The organism is Chryseolinea sp. H1M3-3 (assembly GCF_029360725.1).
Classification (GTDB): Bacteria; Bacteroidota; Bacteroidia; order Cytophagales; family Cyclobacteriaceae; genus Chryseolinea.
In genome coordinates this window covers 738,308-755,403 of sequence record NZ_JARKMY010000018.1, presented here as the reverse complement: position 1 = coordinate 755,403, position 17,096 = coordinate 738,308, and the positions used below count along the sequence as shown (strand labels likewise).

The 17,096-nt window shown below is 43.2% G+C and carries 12 protein-coding genes; 7 read left to right on the top strand and 5 right to left on the bottom strand.

Annotated features, from left to right (window positions below; all coding sequences use genetic code 11):
- Positions 1–31 precede the first annotated feature (31 nt).
- Both P2W71_RS27175 and P2W71_RS27170 read right to left on the bottom strand, forming a co-directional pair.
- Positions 32–730: a response regulator transcription factor gene (locus P2W71_RS27175; RefSeq protein WP_276374614.1), complete on the bottom strand. Its 699-nt coding sequence runs from the start codon at positions 728–730 to the stop codon at positions 32–34.
- Positions 731–756: 26 nt separating this feature from the next.
- Positions 757–2,202 (bottom strand): HAMP domain-containing sensor histidine kinase, encoded by a 1,446-nt coding sequence (locus tag P2W71_RS27170; protein ID WP_276374612.1) that lies wholly within the window; start codon positions 2,200–2,202, stop codon positions 757–759.
- 164 nt (positions 2,203–2,366) lie between these two features.
- Here P2W71_RS27170 and P2W71_RS27165 point away from each other — a divergent pair, with 164 nt between their 5' ends.
- Both P2W71_RS27165 and P2W71_RS27160 read left to right on the top strand, forming a co-directional pair.
- Positions 2,367–3,107, top strand: coding sequence for a GLPGLI family protein (locus tag P2W71_RS27165; protein WP_276374609.1), 741 nt, complete (start codon positions 2,367–2,369; stop codon positions 3,105–3,107).
- A 55-nt stretch (positions 3,108–3,162) separates the two neighbouring features.
- Positions 3,163–5,940 (top strand): outer membrane beta-barrel protein, encoded by a 2,778-nt coding sequence (locus tag P2W71_RS27160; RefSeq protein ID WP_276374607.1) that lies wholly within the window; start codon positions 3,163–3,165, stop codon positions 5,938–5,940.
- A 125-nt stretch (positions 5,941–6,065) separates the two neighbouring features.
- Here the strand turns inward: P2W71_RS27160 and P2W71_RS27155 are convergent, their stop codons facing one another.
- Positions 6,066–6,392 (bottom strand): hypothetical protein, encoded by a 327-nt coding sequence (locus P2W71_RS27155; protein ID WP_276374605.1) that lies wholly within the window; start codon positions 6,390–6,392, stop codon positions 6,066–6,068.
- A 589-nt stretch (positions 6,393–6,981) separates the two neighbouring features.
- On the opposite strand from P2W71_RS27155, the gene P2W71_RS27150 reads away from it, so the two are divergent.
- Entirely contained in the window at positions 6,982–7,467 is a 486-nt protein-coding gene (locus P2W71_RS27150) for a helix-turn-helix domain-containing protein (protein WP_346659978.1), read from the top strand.
- Positions 7,436–10,180 (top strand): phosphoenolpyruvate synthase, encoded by a 2,745-nt coding sequence (ppsA, locus tag P2W71_RS27145; RefSeq protein ID WP_276374603.1) that lies wholly within the window; start codon positions 7,436–7,438, stop codon positions 10,178–10,180. The genes P2W71_RS27150 and ppsA overlap by 32 nt, the downstream gene beginning before the upstream one ends.
- A 97-nt stretch (positions 10,181–10,277) precedes the next feature.
- On the opposite strand, the gene P2W71_RS27140 is transcribed toward ppsA, so the two are convergent.
- Together P2W71_RS27140 and P2W71_RS27135 are read right to left on the bottom strand one after the other, a co-directional pair.
- Positions 10,278–12,662, bottom strand: a complete 2,385-nt coding sequence (locus P2W71_RS27140; protein ID WP_276374600.1) for an ABC transporter permease — start codon at positions 12,660–12,662, stop codon at positions 10,278–10,280.
- Between the two features lie 311 nt (positions 12,663–12,973).
- Positions 12,974–13,690 (bottom strand): hypothetical protein, encoded by a 717-nt coding sequence (locus tag P2W71_RS27135; protein WP_276374597.1) that lies wholly within the window; start codon positions 13,688–13,690, stop codon positions 12,974–12,976.
- 193 nt (positions 13,691–13,883) lie between these two features.
- Here P2W71_RS27135 and nth point away from each other — a divergent pair, with 193 nt between their 5' ends.
- The 3 genes from nth to P2W71_RS27120 all read left to right on the top strand — a co-directional run bounded on the left by nth (position 13,884) and on the right by P2W71_RS27120 (position 17,054).
- The gene (gene nth / locus P2W71_RS27130) at positions 13,884–14,516 is read left to right on the top strand and encodes an endonuclease III (protein ID WP_276374595.1); all 633 of its coding nucleotides are present in this window, start codon (positions 13,884–13,886) and stop codon (positions 14,514–14,516) included.
- Positions 14,517–14,738: 222 nt separating this feature from the next.
- The gene (locus P2W71_RS27125) at positions 14,739–15,248 is read left to right on the top strand and encodes a hypothetical protein (protein WP_276374593.1); all 510 of its coding nucleotides are present in this window, start codon (positions 14,739–14,741) and stop codon (positions 15,246–15,248) included.
- 390 nt (positions 15,249–15,638) lie between these two features.
- Positions 15,639–17,054, top strand: a complete 1,416-nt coding sequence (locus tag P2W71_RS27120) for a PQQ-binding-like beta-propeller repeat protein (protein ID WP_276374592.1) — start codon at positions 15,639–15,641, stop codon at positions 17,052–17,054.
- The last annotated feature ends 42 nt before the right edge of the window (positions 17,055–17,096 follow it).

Sequence of the window (17,096 nt, the reverse complement as noted above, 5' to 3'; positions counted from 1 at the left end):
TCCTTTCATGTTGCAATAATTTGGTAACTCTTCAAATATCCCCGTCCCCCACCGTAAACTGGTATCCGATTCCCTTTATGGTGATAATTTCGATCGACTTGTCAGCCTTTAAGTAATCTCGAAGTTTAGTGATATATACATCGAGATTACGTGAATTGAAAAATGAATCATCTCCCCAAAGCTTAATAAGTATCTCCTTTCGCAACACAGTGGTATTCTTGTTTTCGGAAAGCAATTGTAACAGGGTACTTTCGCGATGAGAAAGTTTTTTTGCGGTGGATCCAAGTTTTAGTTCATAGCGAAGGGGAATGAATTCATATTTTCCAAGCTGAATATTTTCAGGTATTTTTTTGATTCGTTGCGCCGACAAGTTCAACAAATTGTATACTCTGATGATCAGTTCCTCCATGCTGAATGGCTTGCGTATGTAATCATTCCCACCAGTTTCAAAGCCTTTTACAACATCTTCCGTTTCATTTTTTGCAGTAACAAAAATAATGGGTACTGTTTTATTCAATCGTCGGATCTCCTTTGCGATGGTATATCCATCTTTAAATGGCAACATGATATCGAGCACGCAAATGTCCGGCTGTGTCTGCTTATAAATATCAACAGCATCCTTTCCGTCATGCGCCATGCATACTTCGAAGTTCCGGCTTTCAAGACTTTCCCTGACAATTCTACCAAGGAATGGCTCATCTTCTACATAGAGTATTTTCGTACGCATCATATATTCACAAATGTTCGACCAACTGCTTATTTAGGCAACACGATTTTAAATGAACTTCCTTTTCCGACTTCGCTCTCCAATTCAATTTTTCCACCAAGTTTTTTGACGACATTGTCAATGTAATTCAATCCAAGTCCATATCCTTTAACATTATGGATATCGCCGGTGGGGACCCTTACAAATTTTTCAAAGATCTTTTTTTGATAACTGGCCGGAATCCCGATACCATAGTCGCGCACGATGAACTCTATAATTCCATCCGATTCTCTAAGGACAACGTCGAGGTTTGTATTTTTTCCTCCGTATTTTAACGCATTATCGAGGAGGTTGTAGGCAACGTTTGTCAGGTGCATTTCATTACCCATGATTTGGAAGTTGTTTCCACTTGGCGTATAGGTCACCCGTACATTATTTTTTTCGAATGCGAGTTTTAGAGCTGCGATCACTTCTCGGACAATGGTGTCCAAGTTCACCATTTCCTTTATAAGTGAAATTCCATTAGCCTCAAAGGATGATGTCTTTAGAATTTTATCGGTCATGAGCGTAAGGCGGTTGAGTTCCCCCTGTGCGATTTCCAGGTATTCAATTGTGCGTTCATGGTTTCCGAGGACCTGAAAGTTTTTTAATGCCTCCAGCGCCACGCTCACTGTTGCCACCGGCGTCTTCAATTCATGCGTTACATTGCTGATAAAGTCATTCTTGGCGATGTTCAATAATTCCTGGGACCTTAAACTCCGGTACATCATGAGAAATGAAACAACGATAACGCTGGTGAGGAAAACTGAAAATAGAATTTGCGGCGCTATTTCCTTTAACAGTGCAGCACGAATGGTTGGAAACACAACCAGATAATTGTTCATAGGATCAAGCCGGAGTCGCATGATCATTGAGTCATTGTAGGGGCGCTGGGGGGTCTCATCGAGGCTATTCCATCGTCCAAGACGCTTGTTCTGCGAGATTTGATCGTTGTTCTCCTCCAGGTGTTTAACCGAAAACGGCAGATATATATTGGACGAAGCCAGGCTTTTTTTAAAGTGATTGGTTAGCGTGTCGATGTTTAATGCATTATGTCCGGCGTTGATGTAAAAAATTTCCCTCCTTTTAAGTCGGTGCAACGATGAGGCCAGGGGTCTCAGAAAATTAACACCTGAGTCAAGTGGTCCAACGGATTCAATGTGAATTCTTAAATTTTTTATCGTATCGGAGTTTCCATGTATGGAGAAGAGTGAATCGTGGAATTGGGCCAATGAGGGCGGTCTTAAACTATCAGCTGGTGCCACGTGTATGTTTCGAACAAACAGGGAATCCCGGAGTGCCAATACCGTACTACTAAAGAGACTGAAGCTTTCGCGGCTAAGACGGTGGTATGCATTTTCATATGAGTTTTTCAGCCAAAGCGATTGTAGCACCACCAGCATTAGCAGACTGCTAATCATCAAACAAAGCGCAATTGCTTTTTTTGGTGCTTTCATGATGCTGAAAATCTTAAATCCTTTTTGAATCCTAAAGGTAATGCCGTAGCCGGCAATGCACGTACGTTTTAACCTTAATTAACATTCCATTCAGAACCTTTAACCCATTAGCGTCATCCATACCGGTAGCTTTACATGGTAATCACGGAATTAATACTCATGCTATGATGAAAACAATATTGTTGGTTCTTGGTGCCCTTGTCTCACTTGCTGCTGGGCATATCGTGTTCACGCCGGACACGGAAGGGGTTATTGACTACGAAGTGAAAATTAATATGCATCGGACACTCCCCGAAGACCGGCAAAAGATGAAAAGCATGATGCCGGAATTCCGAACCAGCCAGCACCAGCTCTTCTTTCGCGGTGCTGAATCTTTGTACAAACCTGTTGAAGAAGATGTCGAAGAAGATCCGGATTTTTCCAAAGAGCCTGTGAAGATGCGCTTTCATCAACCCCCAGTTGAGATGTATTTTGATCATGCGACATCCACACGAATAACGCAGCAGGAGGTTATGGGCAAAGAATATCTCATTGAAGATTCACTAAAGCTGCCGCCCTGGAAATTTGGGACCGAAACAAGGACGGTAATGGGTTTCACGTGTCGTCAGGCGATGTACCAGGACATCGACCGGAAACAGGAAATTGTGGCCTGGTACACGCCTGAGCTGAGGCCATACTTGGGTCCTGAAATCTTTAATACGCTACCGGGCGCGATCCTGGAAGTTGATATAAATAGCGGTGAACGTGTCATTACCGCAAAAAAATTAGACAGGCGTGTTCTTAAAAAGCATGAGCTCAAAAAGCCTCACCGCGGTACTAAGGTTACACGTACAGAATTCAAAAAGATTATGGAAGCGCATGAAGAACGCAGCCGCGCCAATGGTGCCAATATTATAATTCGATAATTTCATTTTAAACATAACGCAACGGCTATTGGTCCGTGGCGCCACCAACACTACCGTGAGAAAGATTTATTTGTTGCCGCTTTGCTTGCTTGCCAATCTTGCCTTCGGACAGAAACTCACCATTCATGGAGTGGTAGCCGATTCCGCCGGGACCTTGCTGCCGGCCGCTACAGTAATGCTATTGAAGCAGGCAGATTCTTCGCTGGTAAATTTTACTACATCCGATGAGCAGGGCATTTTTAAACTCACACGCGTTGACAGGATACCGTATTATTTAAAAGTGACTTTCGTGGGATATAAGACATACACGAAAGAAATTGACCTTCGCGACAATTCAGACGCTTCAATTGACTTGGGTATTTTAAAAATGATTGTTGCAAAAACAACGCTCGATGAAGTCGTCGTGGAAGACCACATCCCTGTCGTCGTAAAAAAAGATACCATTGAATTTGATGCAACGTCTTTCAAAATCGCGCCCAACGCTAACGTTGAAGATCTTCTTAAGAAACTGCCTGGTGTTGAAGTTGACGCCGAAGGAAATGTAACCGCGCAAGGCGAACAGGTTAAACGTGTAACGGTCGATGGAAAAGACTTCTTTGGTGGAAAAGACCCGAAGGTGGCGACTCGCAATCTTCCCGCCGACGCTATCGATAAAGTGCAGGTGCACGACCGTAAATCCGATCAGGCTATTTTTTCTGGTATTGATGATGGTCAGCGTGAAAAGGCCATTAACCTTGAGTTAAAGGAAGAAAAGAGACGTGCAGCATTCGGAAAGATAACGGCAGGCTACGGAACCGACGATCGCTTTCAGGCGAAGGCAAACATAAATCGCTTCAACAAGGGAAATCAACTTTCATCGTTGGCGATGGGAAACAATGTGAACGATGCAGGTTTCTCTTTTGAAGACTACATCAGTTTCACAAGTGCCGGACAGCAAATGATGGGTGGCGGACAGGTACGGGTGCGGGTAAACAGCGATAATCAAAATGGGATACCATTGAATTTTGGAAACCGTGCGAACGGCATCCTAACCACGTATGCTGGCGGTGTCAATCTGAATAATGAATTAAGCAGGAAATCAGAGATCAACGCAAGCTACTTCTATAACTTTCTCGACCACGATAAGCTACAGTCCGTTTCAAGAGAAAACTTTTTTGAACAGGGTAGCTTCCTGTATACCGAGCAGACTCGGCAGAACAATACTAATGAAAATCACCGGCTAAATGTGGTCCTTGATCACAAGATAGATTCGACAAATTTATTGCGTCTTTCCACCAATTTTTCTTTGAGCAACACACGGACCAATTCAACAACAAGCAGCGAAAATATTTCTCCGCAGAGCATCATCCTGAATGAGAATGAAAGTCATGCTGTTTCAGAGGGATCTGCTGCAAATCTGAACTCAAATCTTCTGTACAAGCACAGGTTCAATAATAAAGGGCGGACATTTTCTGCTAACCTGGAATTTGGATTGTCACAAATAGATCGTAATGGCTTTCTGGATGCGACCTACCGGTATGAAGATGCTTCAAGCGAAGAAACAGTTCGCCAGCGAAATGATCAGTCATCCGAAAACCTTTCGTATGGCGCGACGGCTACATACATCGAGCCATTGGGTAACAGAAAGTATGTAGAATCCTACTACAGTTTCCGGCAAAATAAGAATGATGTCGAAAGGCCGGTTTATGATTTACGCAACGACAGCGAGACGTTCAACGACAGCCTAAGCAGCCAATATAACAGTGATTATACATACCACAGGACTGGCGTAAACTTTAAGATGAACCGTAAATATTTAGCTTTAACGATTGGTGCAAGCTTTCAGGAGACACAACTGAGCGGGTACTTGCACTTGCACGATGCGGAGATATCCAACGCCTTCAGTAATCTTTTGCCAGTGGCTCGTTTCAACTATGATTTTTCCCGTACGAAGCACCTGAATTTTGATTACGAGACCACGGTGCAGGAGCCGACCATTCAGCAATTGCAGCCTGTCGTGGACAATAGTGATCCTCTAAATCCTTACACGGGCAACCCAACGCTTCGGCCCGCTTATCAGCAAAGCTGGCGATTGCACTTCAACAGCTTTGATCCCGGTAAAATGGTCGGTCTTTTTGCCTTTGTCGATGTCGATTACACCATGGATGCCATCACAAATGCTGTATCCATCGAAAACTTTATCCGGACGACGTCACCAGTCAATGTGAGCGACAATCTCAGAATCCGGTCTGATATTACTTTTACGTTTCCCCTTGTGAATCTGAACAATCGTTTCAGCATTACCGGGAATGTACTTGACCAGCGCGGGCCTAGCGTCTTCGATGAATTGGAATATGATATTGTTCAACGCAACATCGGTGGCAGGTTCAGGTATGACTACCGCTACAAGGAGACTTTTGATTTTTCGCTTAGCGCACAGGTGGCGCATCAACAAACAAAATATGAATTCCATCAAGCCGATCAAAAATATTTAAACAAGACATTTAAAGCTGAAACAAATCTTAGTCTTGGAAAGAATTATCAACTGAGTGGAAGTTTTGACTACCTGATATATGACAGCAAGAGTACGAATTTTCATGAGGCTATCCCTCTTTTGAATTTAGCGTTTTCTAGGTTTATTCTAAAAAGCAAGGCTGGTGAAATAAAACTGTCTGTGAACAATCTCCTCGATCAGGCATTAGGTGTAAAACAGACTGCCGACTTGAACTATATTGAGCAAACGACCGTCAATTCTCTGGGGCGTTATTTTATCATCAGTTTTACTTATTCCCTGAATAAGCAACTCAACCCGATGAACATGCGCAGGGGCGGTGGTATTCATATAGGTGGTTGATACCCGTAGGTATGGACAGCTTGGTATATTTAACCGCCTTAAAGCAAGGACCATTTATGCATTGGATAACCGTTACCGCTGCTGAGTAAGCGACCAAGTGACGAATAGGCTTGGTGCCCTTTCGATCAAGCTACTTCACGCATGTGGGCTATGAGGTCAAGATCATCCTGGGTTAGTGCAGCCGCATTGGCGGCGTTATCATTCGATTGAAGAAAATCCTCCAGACTTGTGTAAAATTTCAACCTGTATTTCCATACGAGTTTGCTTCCGATAGCCTCTTTCATTTCACGAATGCTGGTTTGATCATTTAGCCAGTAAAGATCATTGCTAACGGTAGGCGTATTGGTGTCGATGTAGCCAGGGATGAAATCAAGGCTCGAATGCGATAGCTTCTTACGCACTTCCGCTTGAAATTTCGGTCTTCCCGTAATGTATATTGTTGTCCAGTTCATTGTTTCCTATATAAAAAATGGCTCCAGGGCCGAAGTAGTTTAAAAAATTCTGCCAGTACATCCGGTAGCCCAATAAGGTTCTTTTGGATGCTGACTGTAATGGATTGATTATCTCATTGACACGTGTCAAAGCGTTTTCAATCCACAACGCAAAGGTTCTCAATCTCAAACAATAATCATAGGTGATGTAATGATTAATCACTGCGAACGATTCCTGCAACGGTGTTCGAAAAGATATAAAGATCAAATGACAACGGATGGGATATCTGAATCTGAAACTCCGCGATTTAAAAATCAGGCTAGAAAAAACCACGATGACGGTGATTCAACTAATTCGGCAGGTGAATGGCTTTTTGCAAGAATGAACTGTATTAGACTGACTCAGATGGGCTGACGTTAGGAAATGGATTTCGAATGCCTTAGACTTCGTATTAAACATTACCTTCTTTGTGGATGCGTGTATCATTTCGGACAATAACGCACATAAATTTGAATTCCATCTTTTCCAACAGCATATCCTCTGGTTTGTGAGTGATCTTCGTTTTTACCAAAAAAATACTTTGCAAATCCGGTAACGCTAAATATCTTAGTGTCTAAGATATTTAATTATCAAGATAATATGGATAGCGAGACCATTAAGCAAATAAGGAAACTGGTACAAGAATATGCTTATTCCTCTATCCAGATGCACGAAGCTGTTGCGCGAAGAGCTGGGTTTTCGGGCACGGATCATAGGTACCTGGGATTTCTCATTGAAAGAGGCCAAATGACTGCAGGTGAGCTTTCGAATTTGACAGGACTGACCACCGGTGCGATCACAGGCTTAATCGACCGATTTGAAAAGAAAAAGCTGGTGAAACGGAGGTTTGACAAAGACGACAGACGAAAGGTAATCATCGAACCCAACATCAAAAGCATCATGGCACTTTTTGAACCTCTTTATAAAGATTTCCGAAGCATGTCGGAAAAACTTACCGCTTCATTCACGGAAAAAGAGATTGAGATTGTCAGAATTTATCTCACAAAATCAATTGGAATAATGAATGAGACAGCAAATAAACTCGATAACAGATAATCGGAAAGGGGAGGGAATGAACAAGAAAAATTCATACGTTTTAGAGTTACAGGAAATAGGTAGCGCACAGGTTGCGAAAGTTGGCGGCAAGGGTGCCAACTTAGGAGAGCTATTCAGAATAGCAGGACGCGATAGCAGTCAGATTCAAGTTCCTGATGGTTTTTGTGTCACCACTGAAGCATTTAAGGAAGTCACGGAAAAGAATAAAGAGTTTGGCTCCTTGCTAGTCCAGTTGACTACGCTGAGCGTTGATGACAGGAAGCGCATTAGCGAAACGAGTGCAAGAATTCGCGACGTGATCGAAGGTGTCGTAATACCTGATAGCATCGCGGATGAGATAACGCAGCACATAGTGAAATTTGGTGAAGAAAATACTTTTGCAGTTCGATCAAGCGCCACCGCAGAGGATTTGCCAAGTACATCTTTCGCCGGCCAACAGGATACCTATCTGAATATTTCTGGAAGGAAAGCGATTCTTCAACACGTCAGCAAATGTTGGGCATCACTATTTACCGAGCGGGCGGTAATCTACCGGATGAAAAATGGCTTCGACCATAGACAGGTTTACCTTTCGGTTGTTGTGCAGAAATTGATTTTCCCACGCGCAGCAGGTATTTTATTTACTGCCGACCCGATCACGGGTAACAGAAAAATTTTGTCTATCGAGGCCAGCCCGGGACTTGGTGAGGCATTGGTGTCCGGCCTCGTCAACCCAGACGTTTATAAAGTTCGAAATGGTGAAATTATCGATAAGACAATCTCCACCAAGAGGCTTGCCATTTATGCATCAAAGGATGGCGGTACAAAAGAACAGAAAATTGAGCCAGGGAAACAGAACATACAAACCTTAACAGACGAAGAGATATTGCAACTTGAAAGCATAGGGCGAAAAATCGAAAAACATTTTGGCCAGCCGCAGGACATTGAATGGTGTCTGGCCGATGATGGAGCCAATAGCTCCCAGATTTATGTCGTTCAAAGTCGACCCATTACAACTTTATTTCCCATCCCCCGACGAATAACCATGTGGGACCAGGCTGAATTGAATGATCAGGAAAATCACATTTACCTATCCGTCGGACATCAACAAATGATGACGGACCCCATAAAGCCATTGGGATTGTCCTTTTATAACTTGATAACCAACGCAACGATGCGGGTATCGGCTGGAAGATTATTTGCCGATGTCACACCTATGCTGGCTACACCTGCCAGGCACATGGTAATAGAACGATTGGGAAAATTTGACCCGCTTGTGAAAGACGCCCTCCTGACTATCGTGGGGCGAGAGGATTTTATAAAACCTATTCCGGTTGAGAATAACGTATCAGGTACTGGCAGTGGTAAAGCAAATTCGCCTTTTAGCGCCACAGTAGCCAGCGATCCGTTAGATACAGGGAACGATCCAGCCATTGCTGCGTCGTGCATCAGCAGGTATCAAAATGCGCTGCAAGCTCTCAAACAAGACATTCAATCGAAATCTGGTACCGATCTATTGGATTTCATCGTTGAAAACACGCAGGAGTTAAAGAAACTTATAGCTGATCCGCAAAGCATGGGAATAATCTTTCGCACCATCGATGCTGCCATATGGATCAATGAAAAAATGAAAGCGTGGCTGGATGAGACGAATGCCGCCGACGTACTTGCTCAGTCTGTGCCTAACAATATTACTTCTGAAATGGGTCTGGCACTGTTGGATGTTGCGGATGTGATCCGGCCTTACGCGGAAGTAATCGACTACTTGCAAAACCTGCAGAATGATAATAATAATTTTCTGAATGACTTGGTGAAACTAAAAGGCGGGCAGGAGGCCAAAGATGCGATCAATGCATATTTAAATAAATACGGAATGCGGTGTGTGGGAGAAATCGATATAACAAAAACGCGTTGGAGTGAAAGACCGATTACACTTGTCCCCATAATTCTCAGCAATATCAAAAACTTTGAGCCCGGGGCTAGTCAACGTAGATTTGACCAGGGGCGACGGGAGTCCTTGAAAAAAGAAAAAGAACTATTGGATAGATTAAAAGAATTGCCGGATGGTGAAGAAAAAGTCAAAGAAACAAAACGAATGATCGACCAGGTCAGGAATTTCAGCGGTTATCGCGAGTATCCAAAATATGGCATCGTAAGTCGTTACTTCGTTTACAAACAGGCATTACTAAAGGAGGCTGAACGACTAACGCAACGCCAGGTTATTCACGAAAAAGAAGATATTTACTACCTCACTTTCGAAGAACTTCGTGAAGTTGTACGCACGAATGAACTCGATTACCAGATCATTGGCAAGCGAAAAGATGCTTACAAGAATTACGAAAAAATAACTCCCCCACGAGTGATTACGTCCGATGGGGAAATTGTAACGGGTAAATACAACCGGGATAACGTCCCGGCTGGAGCATTGGTAGGTTTGCCAGTTTCAGCAGGAGTGATGGAGGGACGGGCACGGGTAATCCTGAAGATGGAAGATGCCAATTTAGAAACTGGTGATATTTTAATCACTTCTTTTACCGATCCAAGTTGGACACCGTTGTTTGTTTCGGCAAAGGGTCTGGTTACGGAAGTTGGCGGATTGATGACTCATGGCGCCGTTATCGCACGTGAATATGGCTTGCCGGCAGTTGTCGGAGTAGAAAATGCTACCAAGCTGATAAAAGACGGTCAGCAAATTCGTGTCCACGGCACAGAGGGATATGTGGAAATCCTATAGTAACCCTCGAATGCAGATATGAGCAAACAACTTTGTTTCCGAATAGGGATAGTTAGCCTCTATTCCAAAAAAGTAGAACATAATTTTCATCATATCGTCACTCGCTTCGTAGCGATTGTATCGGGTTCATCAGCGCTGCAACCATAGACTTGTATCCAACAGCAACCACGGCCACAGCAAATGTGATCAATATTGCCAGGATAAAAATTCCCGCTCCGATCTGAATCCGATAGGCGAACGTATCCAGCCAATTATTCATGATCCACCATGCAAAGGGCGCGGCAATTACAAAAGCCAGGAGTAAAAGACGAATAAATTCTTTGCCGAATAACCATGCGATGTTCTCAACACTGGCACCTAGCACCTTCCGGACACCCACCTCCTTTGTTTTCCGAACAACCATAAAAGAAACCAATCCATATAATCCAAGACAACAGATGAGAATGGCAATACTGGCAAAGGCCTGGATAAGTTTCAGCATCATGTTGTCGAGTTCATAGAATTGGGCAATTTGTTCATCGAGGAAATTATATTCATACACCTGATCAGGAAAAGTTTTCTTCCAAACGTCTTCAACAACGCTTATGGTATGCGAAACATTTGCAGCAGTTATTTTTATGGCGCAAGTGAAATACCAATCGTTGGAGGTGGTGATACAAAGCGGATCGATCGCTTCATGGAAGGAATTATTATGAAAATCTTTCACCACACCAACCACAGTTCCTTTGCTGTTGCTGAGGCCAATTTGCATTTTTTTTCCAACCGCTTCTTGGGGTGAGCGTATACCAAGTTTTTTTACAGCAGTCTCATTCAAGAGAAATTCCCGAACAGTATCAGAAGGCTGCAAGTTTCTTCCTGCAATTAGTTGCAGTTCAAACGTCGAAAGGTATTGGTCGTTACCTGCTTTCACAGAAATATCAAAATCCTCTTCTGCGGTACGCGAGTCAAACCGAACAGTCACACTTGCCCACCCGGTCGATGCTGGCGCGTCGCTGCAAAAGGCAACCTTTTCCACCCCGGCTATCCTGGACATTTCGGTGTTAAGGGTACTTATTTTTGTGGCTTCTCTTTCAGGCACTGGCAACATTACGATAGCATCTTTCTGGAAACCTAAATCTGCCTGCCGCGAGTAACGCATCTGATTTGCGATTACAATGGTACCAATGATGAGCAACTGTGAGATTGCAAATTGCGTAACGACCAGTCCTTTCCTCATGGAGATACCTCCGACGTGTTTTTGTGATAGCCTCCCTTTCAACGCCAGAACAGGTTGAAATCCTGCGAGTATTAATCCAGGATAACACCCGGAAAGCAAGATTACGACAACAAGCAGGATAGGTAAAAAGGCAACCATGTAAACGTCGTGGAAGATGTTGAGCTGAAGTTGTACGTCGAAGAGCTGATTTAAATAAGGGAGTGCCAATTGAGCTAAGGCAAGTGCTAACACCAATGCCATAACTGTGATCAATGCTGTCTCGGCGATAAACTGCCAGAAGAGTTGTTTTTGCCTGCTTCCCAATACCTTTCTAACGCCAATTTCTTTAGACCGGCCGAGTGCCTGCGCAGTAGCCAGATTGACAAAATTCACACAAGCCGTTATAAGTAAAAAAACGCCGATCAGCGACAAAGCCAATAAATTTTTCTTAGCTACATAGCCCTCCAACGCGGGATTCAAATGTATGTCTGCTATATGTTGGAGCTTGAACTGAAATACTTTTGCATCCCGTTCATTATAATATTTTTTTGAGAGCGTAGCGAAAGCTTGATCTACGTCCGAGGGTAAAACATTAGGTTTAAGCAAAACAAAACAATGCATTCCTCCGGCAACACCTCTCCAACTATCGCCGGCCAACCATGAATTGTGATCTTTCAGGTTGCTGTATGATAAATAAATTTCATCCCGTCGATGGGTATTGATGGGCAGGTCTTGTAAGACTCCGGTAATTCTAAAGTCCCATTTGTTATTTACGCGGATGAGTTTATCAACCGGGTTTTGATCGCCAAAATATTTCCTTGCAATCCGCTGCGTAACAACTGCCGTGTTCGGCTCGGTGAGGATTGTACTTTTGTCGCCTTGTATTAATGGGAAATCGAGTATATCAAAAAACTCCCGTTGCGTGAAAGCTACGTTCTCCTTAGATCTCTTATTGTCTTCGGAAGACGGCAGCGTCACAAGCAGATCAGAAGTGCTGTATATCATGCCTACTTTTTCGGCAAAGGAATAATCTTCGTTAAATGCTTTTCCGATAGGTTGGGGGACGTTCGGCTCCCGGGCTATCACATCCTGGTGAAATTCAGTGGTAATACGATATATCCGACCTTTTTTGGTATGAAAGTTATCAAACGTAGTATGATACCTGACGAAAGTAAATATCAAGATCGCACAAGTAGTTCCCAGTCCCAGGCAAATGACGTTGATCAGGGAATATGCTTTGTGACGTTCTAAATTTCTCAAAGCAATCTTGAAGAAATGTTTAATCATGGCTTAGGTTTTGGTTCCTAATACAAGAAATCTGCCATATAGATTAATCACTTGAATACGCGCCATGCGCATTTCCTTCTAACCCACGCGTCCGGATGCGCATGATAATGTCTGATTGCGGACAGTAAATGAAGTCGCTATATTTATCATATTCATTTCGTGAATGACTTACTCGAAAGGCGGTTTTATAGATCAGTTAACTAATGTCATACCAACGTGGTGGATATACTTTTATCTATCAATAGCGATTGGCACCTCTCACTTCTTATCGGTTCCTACGCATACCGTTTGTGCAAGACTAATATCCATTATCATTCACAACCATAGACATAGGTAAACAAGTCATCTTCCGAAACGGGATAACCGGCTGCATTATACGTGAACGATTTCGTGATCACCTTGCCACCTGCATACGTACTTTGAATGGAAATCGGATTATGCGGAAGAAAAAATTCTTCTATTGGAAACTGGTAGAGATAGTACTCTTGCGGGTGAGGTCTCGGATGATTATCCATCGTATAAGTATCAACATAACCTAATCTAAACTCCTTTGTGTCCGGATCCCGTAAGTAAACGGTTTTCTTTACGGTGCTTGCATCCGGGTATTCAATATCGTAGTAGTAAAAAATTTCCGGATTGACCTTATAGAAAATGGTTTTGACCACCCTGTCGCTATCGTCATACACAAAAACAGTTGAATCAATAAAGTCCGCTTCCTGGCGCATTGAAATCACGCGTCCCTTCGCATCATACGCAAACAAAAATGTTCCACCGTTCTCGCTGCCTACCTCTGCCCGGATCAATCGCCCACTGGCATCATAAAAAAAGTTGTCATCGCGCTGATAACGACCTGATACCTTCTGAAGTGATCCATCAGGATGATAAATGAATGTCGCATTCCCACCGTTGGTTTGATGAAGATCAATCTGCGTAATAAGGCGGTAAGTACCACATGTTCCCTCAATATCACATCGCTGAAGGGAAACGGCAAAGCCAACGAGGATCATGAAAAATAATATGCGTCGCATAAAAGTTAAACTTTTACGAATATAATTAAATACCACAACCCGCATGGCCAACACACCTGCTGCGGTTAACTTCAGATCAGCCGGTTTCAGCGAATTGATATAATGATCCTCCTTCGCTGCGGCGATATGAAAATTCCGGTTGTCACGCAATGCTAAGCTCCGTATCTTTCATGCCCATTCAATACAAAAGCATATGGCGGACAGAAATTGGCAAAAGGATATTCAACCCCTTATCAAAAAATACAAAGGGAAAAAGTTTCCTCTAGACTATGGTAACACCTACCAACTGGTGGTAATGGTGATCCTGGCAGCGCAGGATTCTGATGCACACATCAATAAAGTTGCTCCTGATTTTTTTAAAGCATTTCCAGACGTCAAATCGCTCGCAAGGGCGAAGGAGGGTGACTTGCATGCGTTGCTTGGTAAAGTCCGAAACTTCGGTAACAAGTCGAAGTGGCTAATGAGTCTCGCAGCTCAGGTTAAAGACGACAAAAATATTCCACTGACCATGGAAGAACTGACCGCGCTTCCCGGCATTGGCCGCAAGTCTGCCAATGTCATTATGCGCGAATCTGGCGTGCAAGCAGCGGGTATTATTGTGGACCTCCACGTCGTTCGGGTAGCTCCCCGCCTCGGCATTGCTACCGGTACTGACCCCAAGAAAATCGAAAAACAAATGATGGATGTGCTCGATCCCAAGGACTGGGGAGAAGCCGGCATGGCGATCTCTTTTCTAGGGCGCGAAACTTGCCGTCCGACGAACCCAAAGCACGCTGAATGCGTGATGAAAGATGTTTGCGCTTATTATAAGTCATTAAACAACTAGCAGGCTATTTGTTTCTGGTGGGCTTTGACCAACGAGATTTATGTACAGTTAATTCCGCCGGGATTCAGGGAGTTTGATTTTTTTCACTTCTGCTTTATCTTGTAATTAAAATCAGCTCGCGAATATTTACGTTCCGCCAGGCTGCGTTGCACAATCAAGTACAAATCCACAAAGGCGGACGGAAAAAATGATATTACAACCTTATCTAAATCATAAGTATATATGACGAATCAGAAATTGATGTTGACTTTGTCATTGCTCGCTTTGTGCTGTACAACCCATGCGCAACAAAATACCGACCTCAAAAAAATTGATTCGGTCGTTCAGCATTTGTACAAAGGACTTTCATTTGATGACGGTGAGTGGAAAGATGCCGCCAAGATCGAAACATTCTTCGCTGCCGACTCCAGGCTGATTGCAAATTTCGGTACCGCTCCACAGATATGGACTGTCGCACAATACATTGAAGGTGTCCGGAATAACATCGCTAAACAAGGCGTGAAGGCGGTGGACGAAAAGGAAATTTTTAGTGAGACGGATATATTCGGAAAGGTTGCGCAACGATTAAGTACGTATGAGATAAGGTTTTCATTTAAGGATAAAGAAGCGACTCGAAAGGGCATAAATTTGATACAACTGATTTACGTTGATGGGAAATGGAAAGTAAATTCCATTATATGGGACCGCGAATCTGATCAACTGAAAATTCCCTCCCGTTACATGCCGAACTAATAATGGGTCAACGTGGGCAGCAGCCTTGTCACTGGTAGTTGCTAGCTTTAAGCCGATGCTGAAATCCTGAGAACAGCTCCCGCGTTTGGCGAACCAACAACCCAAACGATTACAAAGCTTGAGGTAATCGGCATTACTCAAGAACCTTCATTTTTTACCGTTGAAAAATCCATCAGAGTTATTCTGCGCACGGACTCATCTGGGTTCTCTTGCGCTAATGTGAAGTACTTTCCTAAGACTTTCGAGCTACACTTATGACCATGAATATTAACTTCTCTGGCGTATAATGACGTTTCAATGTTGATTTATTCAGCGTCGCACTACTTTGTACTACCTACAAACGACTATCATTATTTCTTCGCTCCATGTTTATGCAAATAAAATATGGAAATGAAAAAGTTAGATATCACCACTATTTTTATCGCACCTAAAGGGTACTTTGATGAACTCCCGAAAAGGATTACGAGAAGATTAAAAACACGCAGCTACGGAAATGAGGGAAGGAAAATAATTAAAGAGACTACCTGGAAATGGCTTGTTCAAAAATTACTGGTGATCAGTATAGCCCTATTCAATATTAATTGCCACGATTCTAATTCATTTCAAAACGATTCGACGAACGTCTATGGGTTGGGATGGTCAGCGGTTCACGCCGACGCCAGGAATTCAGATTATTCTAATGAAACGGGACCAGGCAAAGTGTCTTTGGCTTGGCAAAAGAAATTTGATGGAACGATAAATTTGGGACCGACATCAGATGCAAAAGGGCATGTCTATATTACCACAAGTGCCGATGGTTGTCATCTGTATTCATTGGATGCCAATACAGGAGAAATTATCTGGTGTACTGATGAGGTAAACCAATACGCTGTCGCGTCATCTGCTTTATTGGATAACGAAGGCAGAATTTTTATTGCCGATGATAGCGCCATGAACGCCTTTAGCGATACAGGAACATTGTTATGGAAAACCCCCATCATTGGTTTTCCGTTATCCGCGCAGTTTACCCAAACCGGTCGGTTGATCTTTATTACGCATATCGGAAGAATATATGTATTGGATCGCGAAACGGGTGAGACTGTTATGCAGCCCGTTAGCCTGATACCAAATGATTCAACACTTTCTGATTTTGATCCGATAGCCTGTATGCGTGGCTCGGAAAAATGTCCCTGCGCAAACACTCTGGCGTTTGATCTACATTCCGGAAGATTCTTTTTTACTTTTTGGGCGCCAGGAACGGCTCAGGCATCATTAACGGCTATGGTATACGCGGAAGACCCGGTGCCTTCTGTTACAGCATTGTGGACAAATCAATCTTTGTCAGGAGGTAGCGCGTCAAGCCCTGACCTCTCCATTGACGGTTCAAAAGTTTACGTAAACGACAATGATGTTTCAATTCACGCACTTGACGCCGGCTCCGGAGAAAATATTTGGTCATTCAATATCGGGTATGAACCGGGTGGTAGCCAGTCCACATCACCAAAAGGATTGATCATCCCGGCAGGCGGCAAAAATGCAGGCCTTTTGGCCATAAGAGACAAAGGAACATCAGCTGAATTACTTTGGCGGAACGACTCTTTGCAAAATCGAGGAATTGTTACACAAACTGCAAACAACCTGGCTTACGCCACAGTTAAAGTTGGGCAATTGAAATATGATTTAGTAATTATCGATGTACGGTCAGGACAAGAACTTGATCGCGAACATTTACCAGGACTTCCTTTTTTCTCTGTAGGCATAACCATCGGGTATGACGGTACTATATATGTACCAACCTTCAACGGTTACTTATATGCATATCGGTAAATGTTAACATTAAGCAGTTCCAATTATCAAAAAAAATATCTG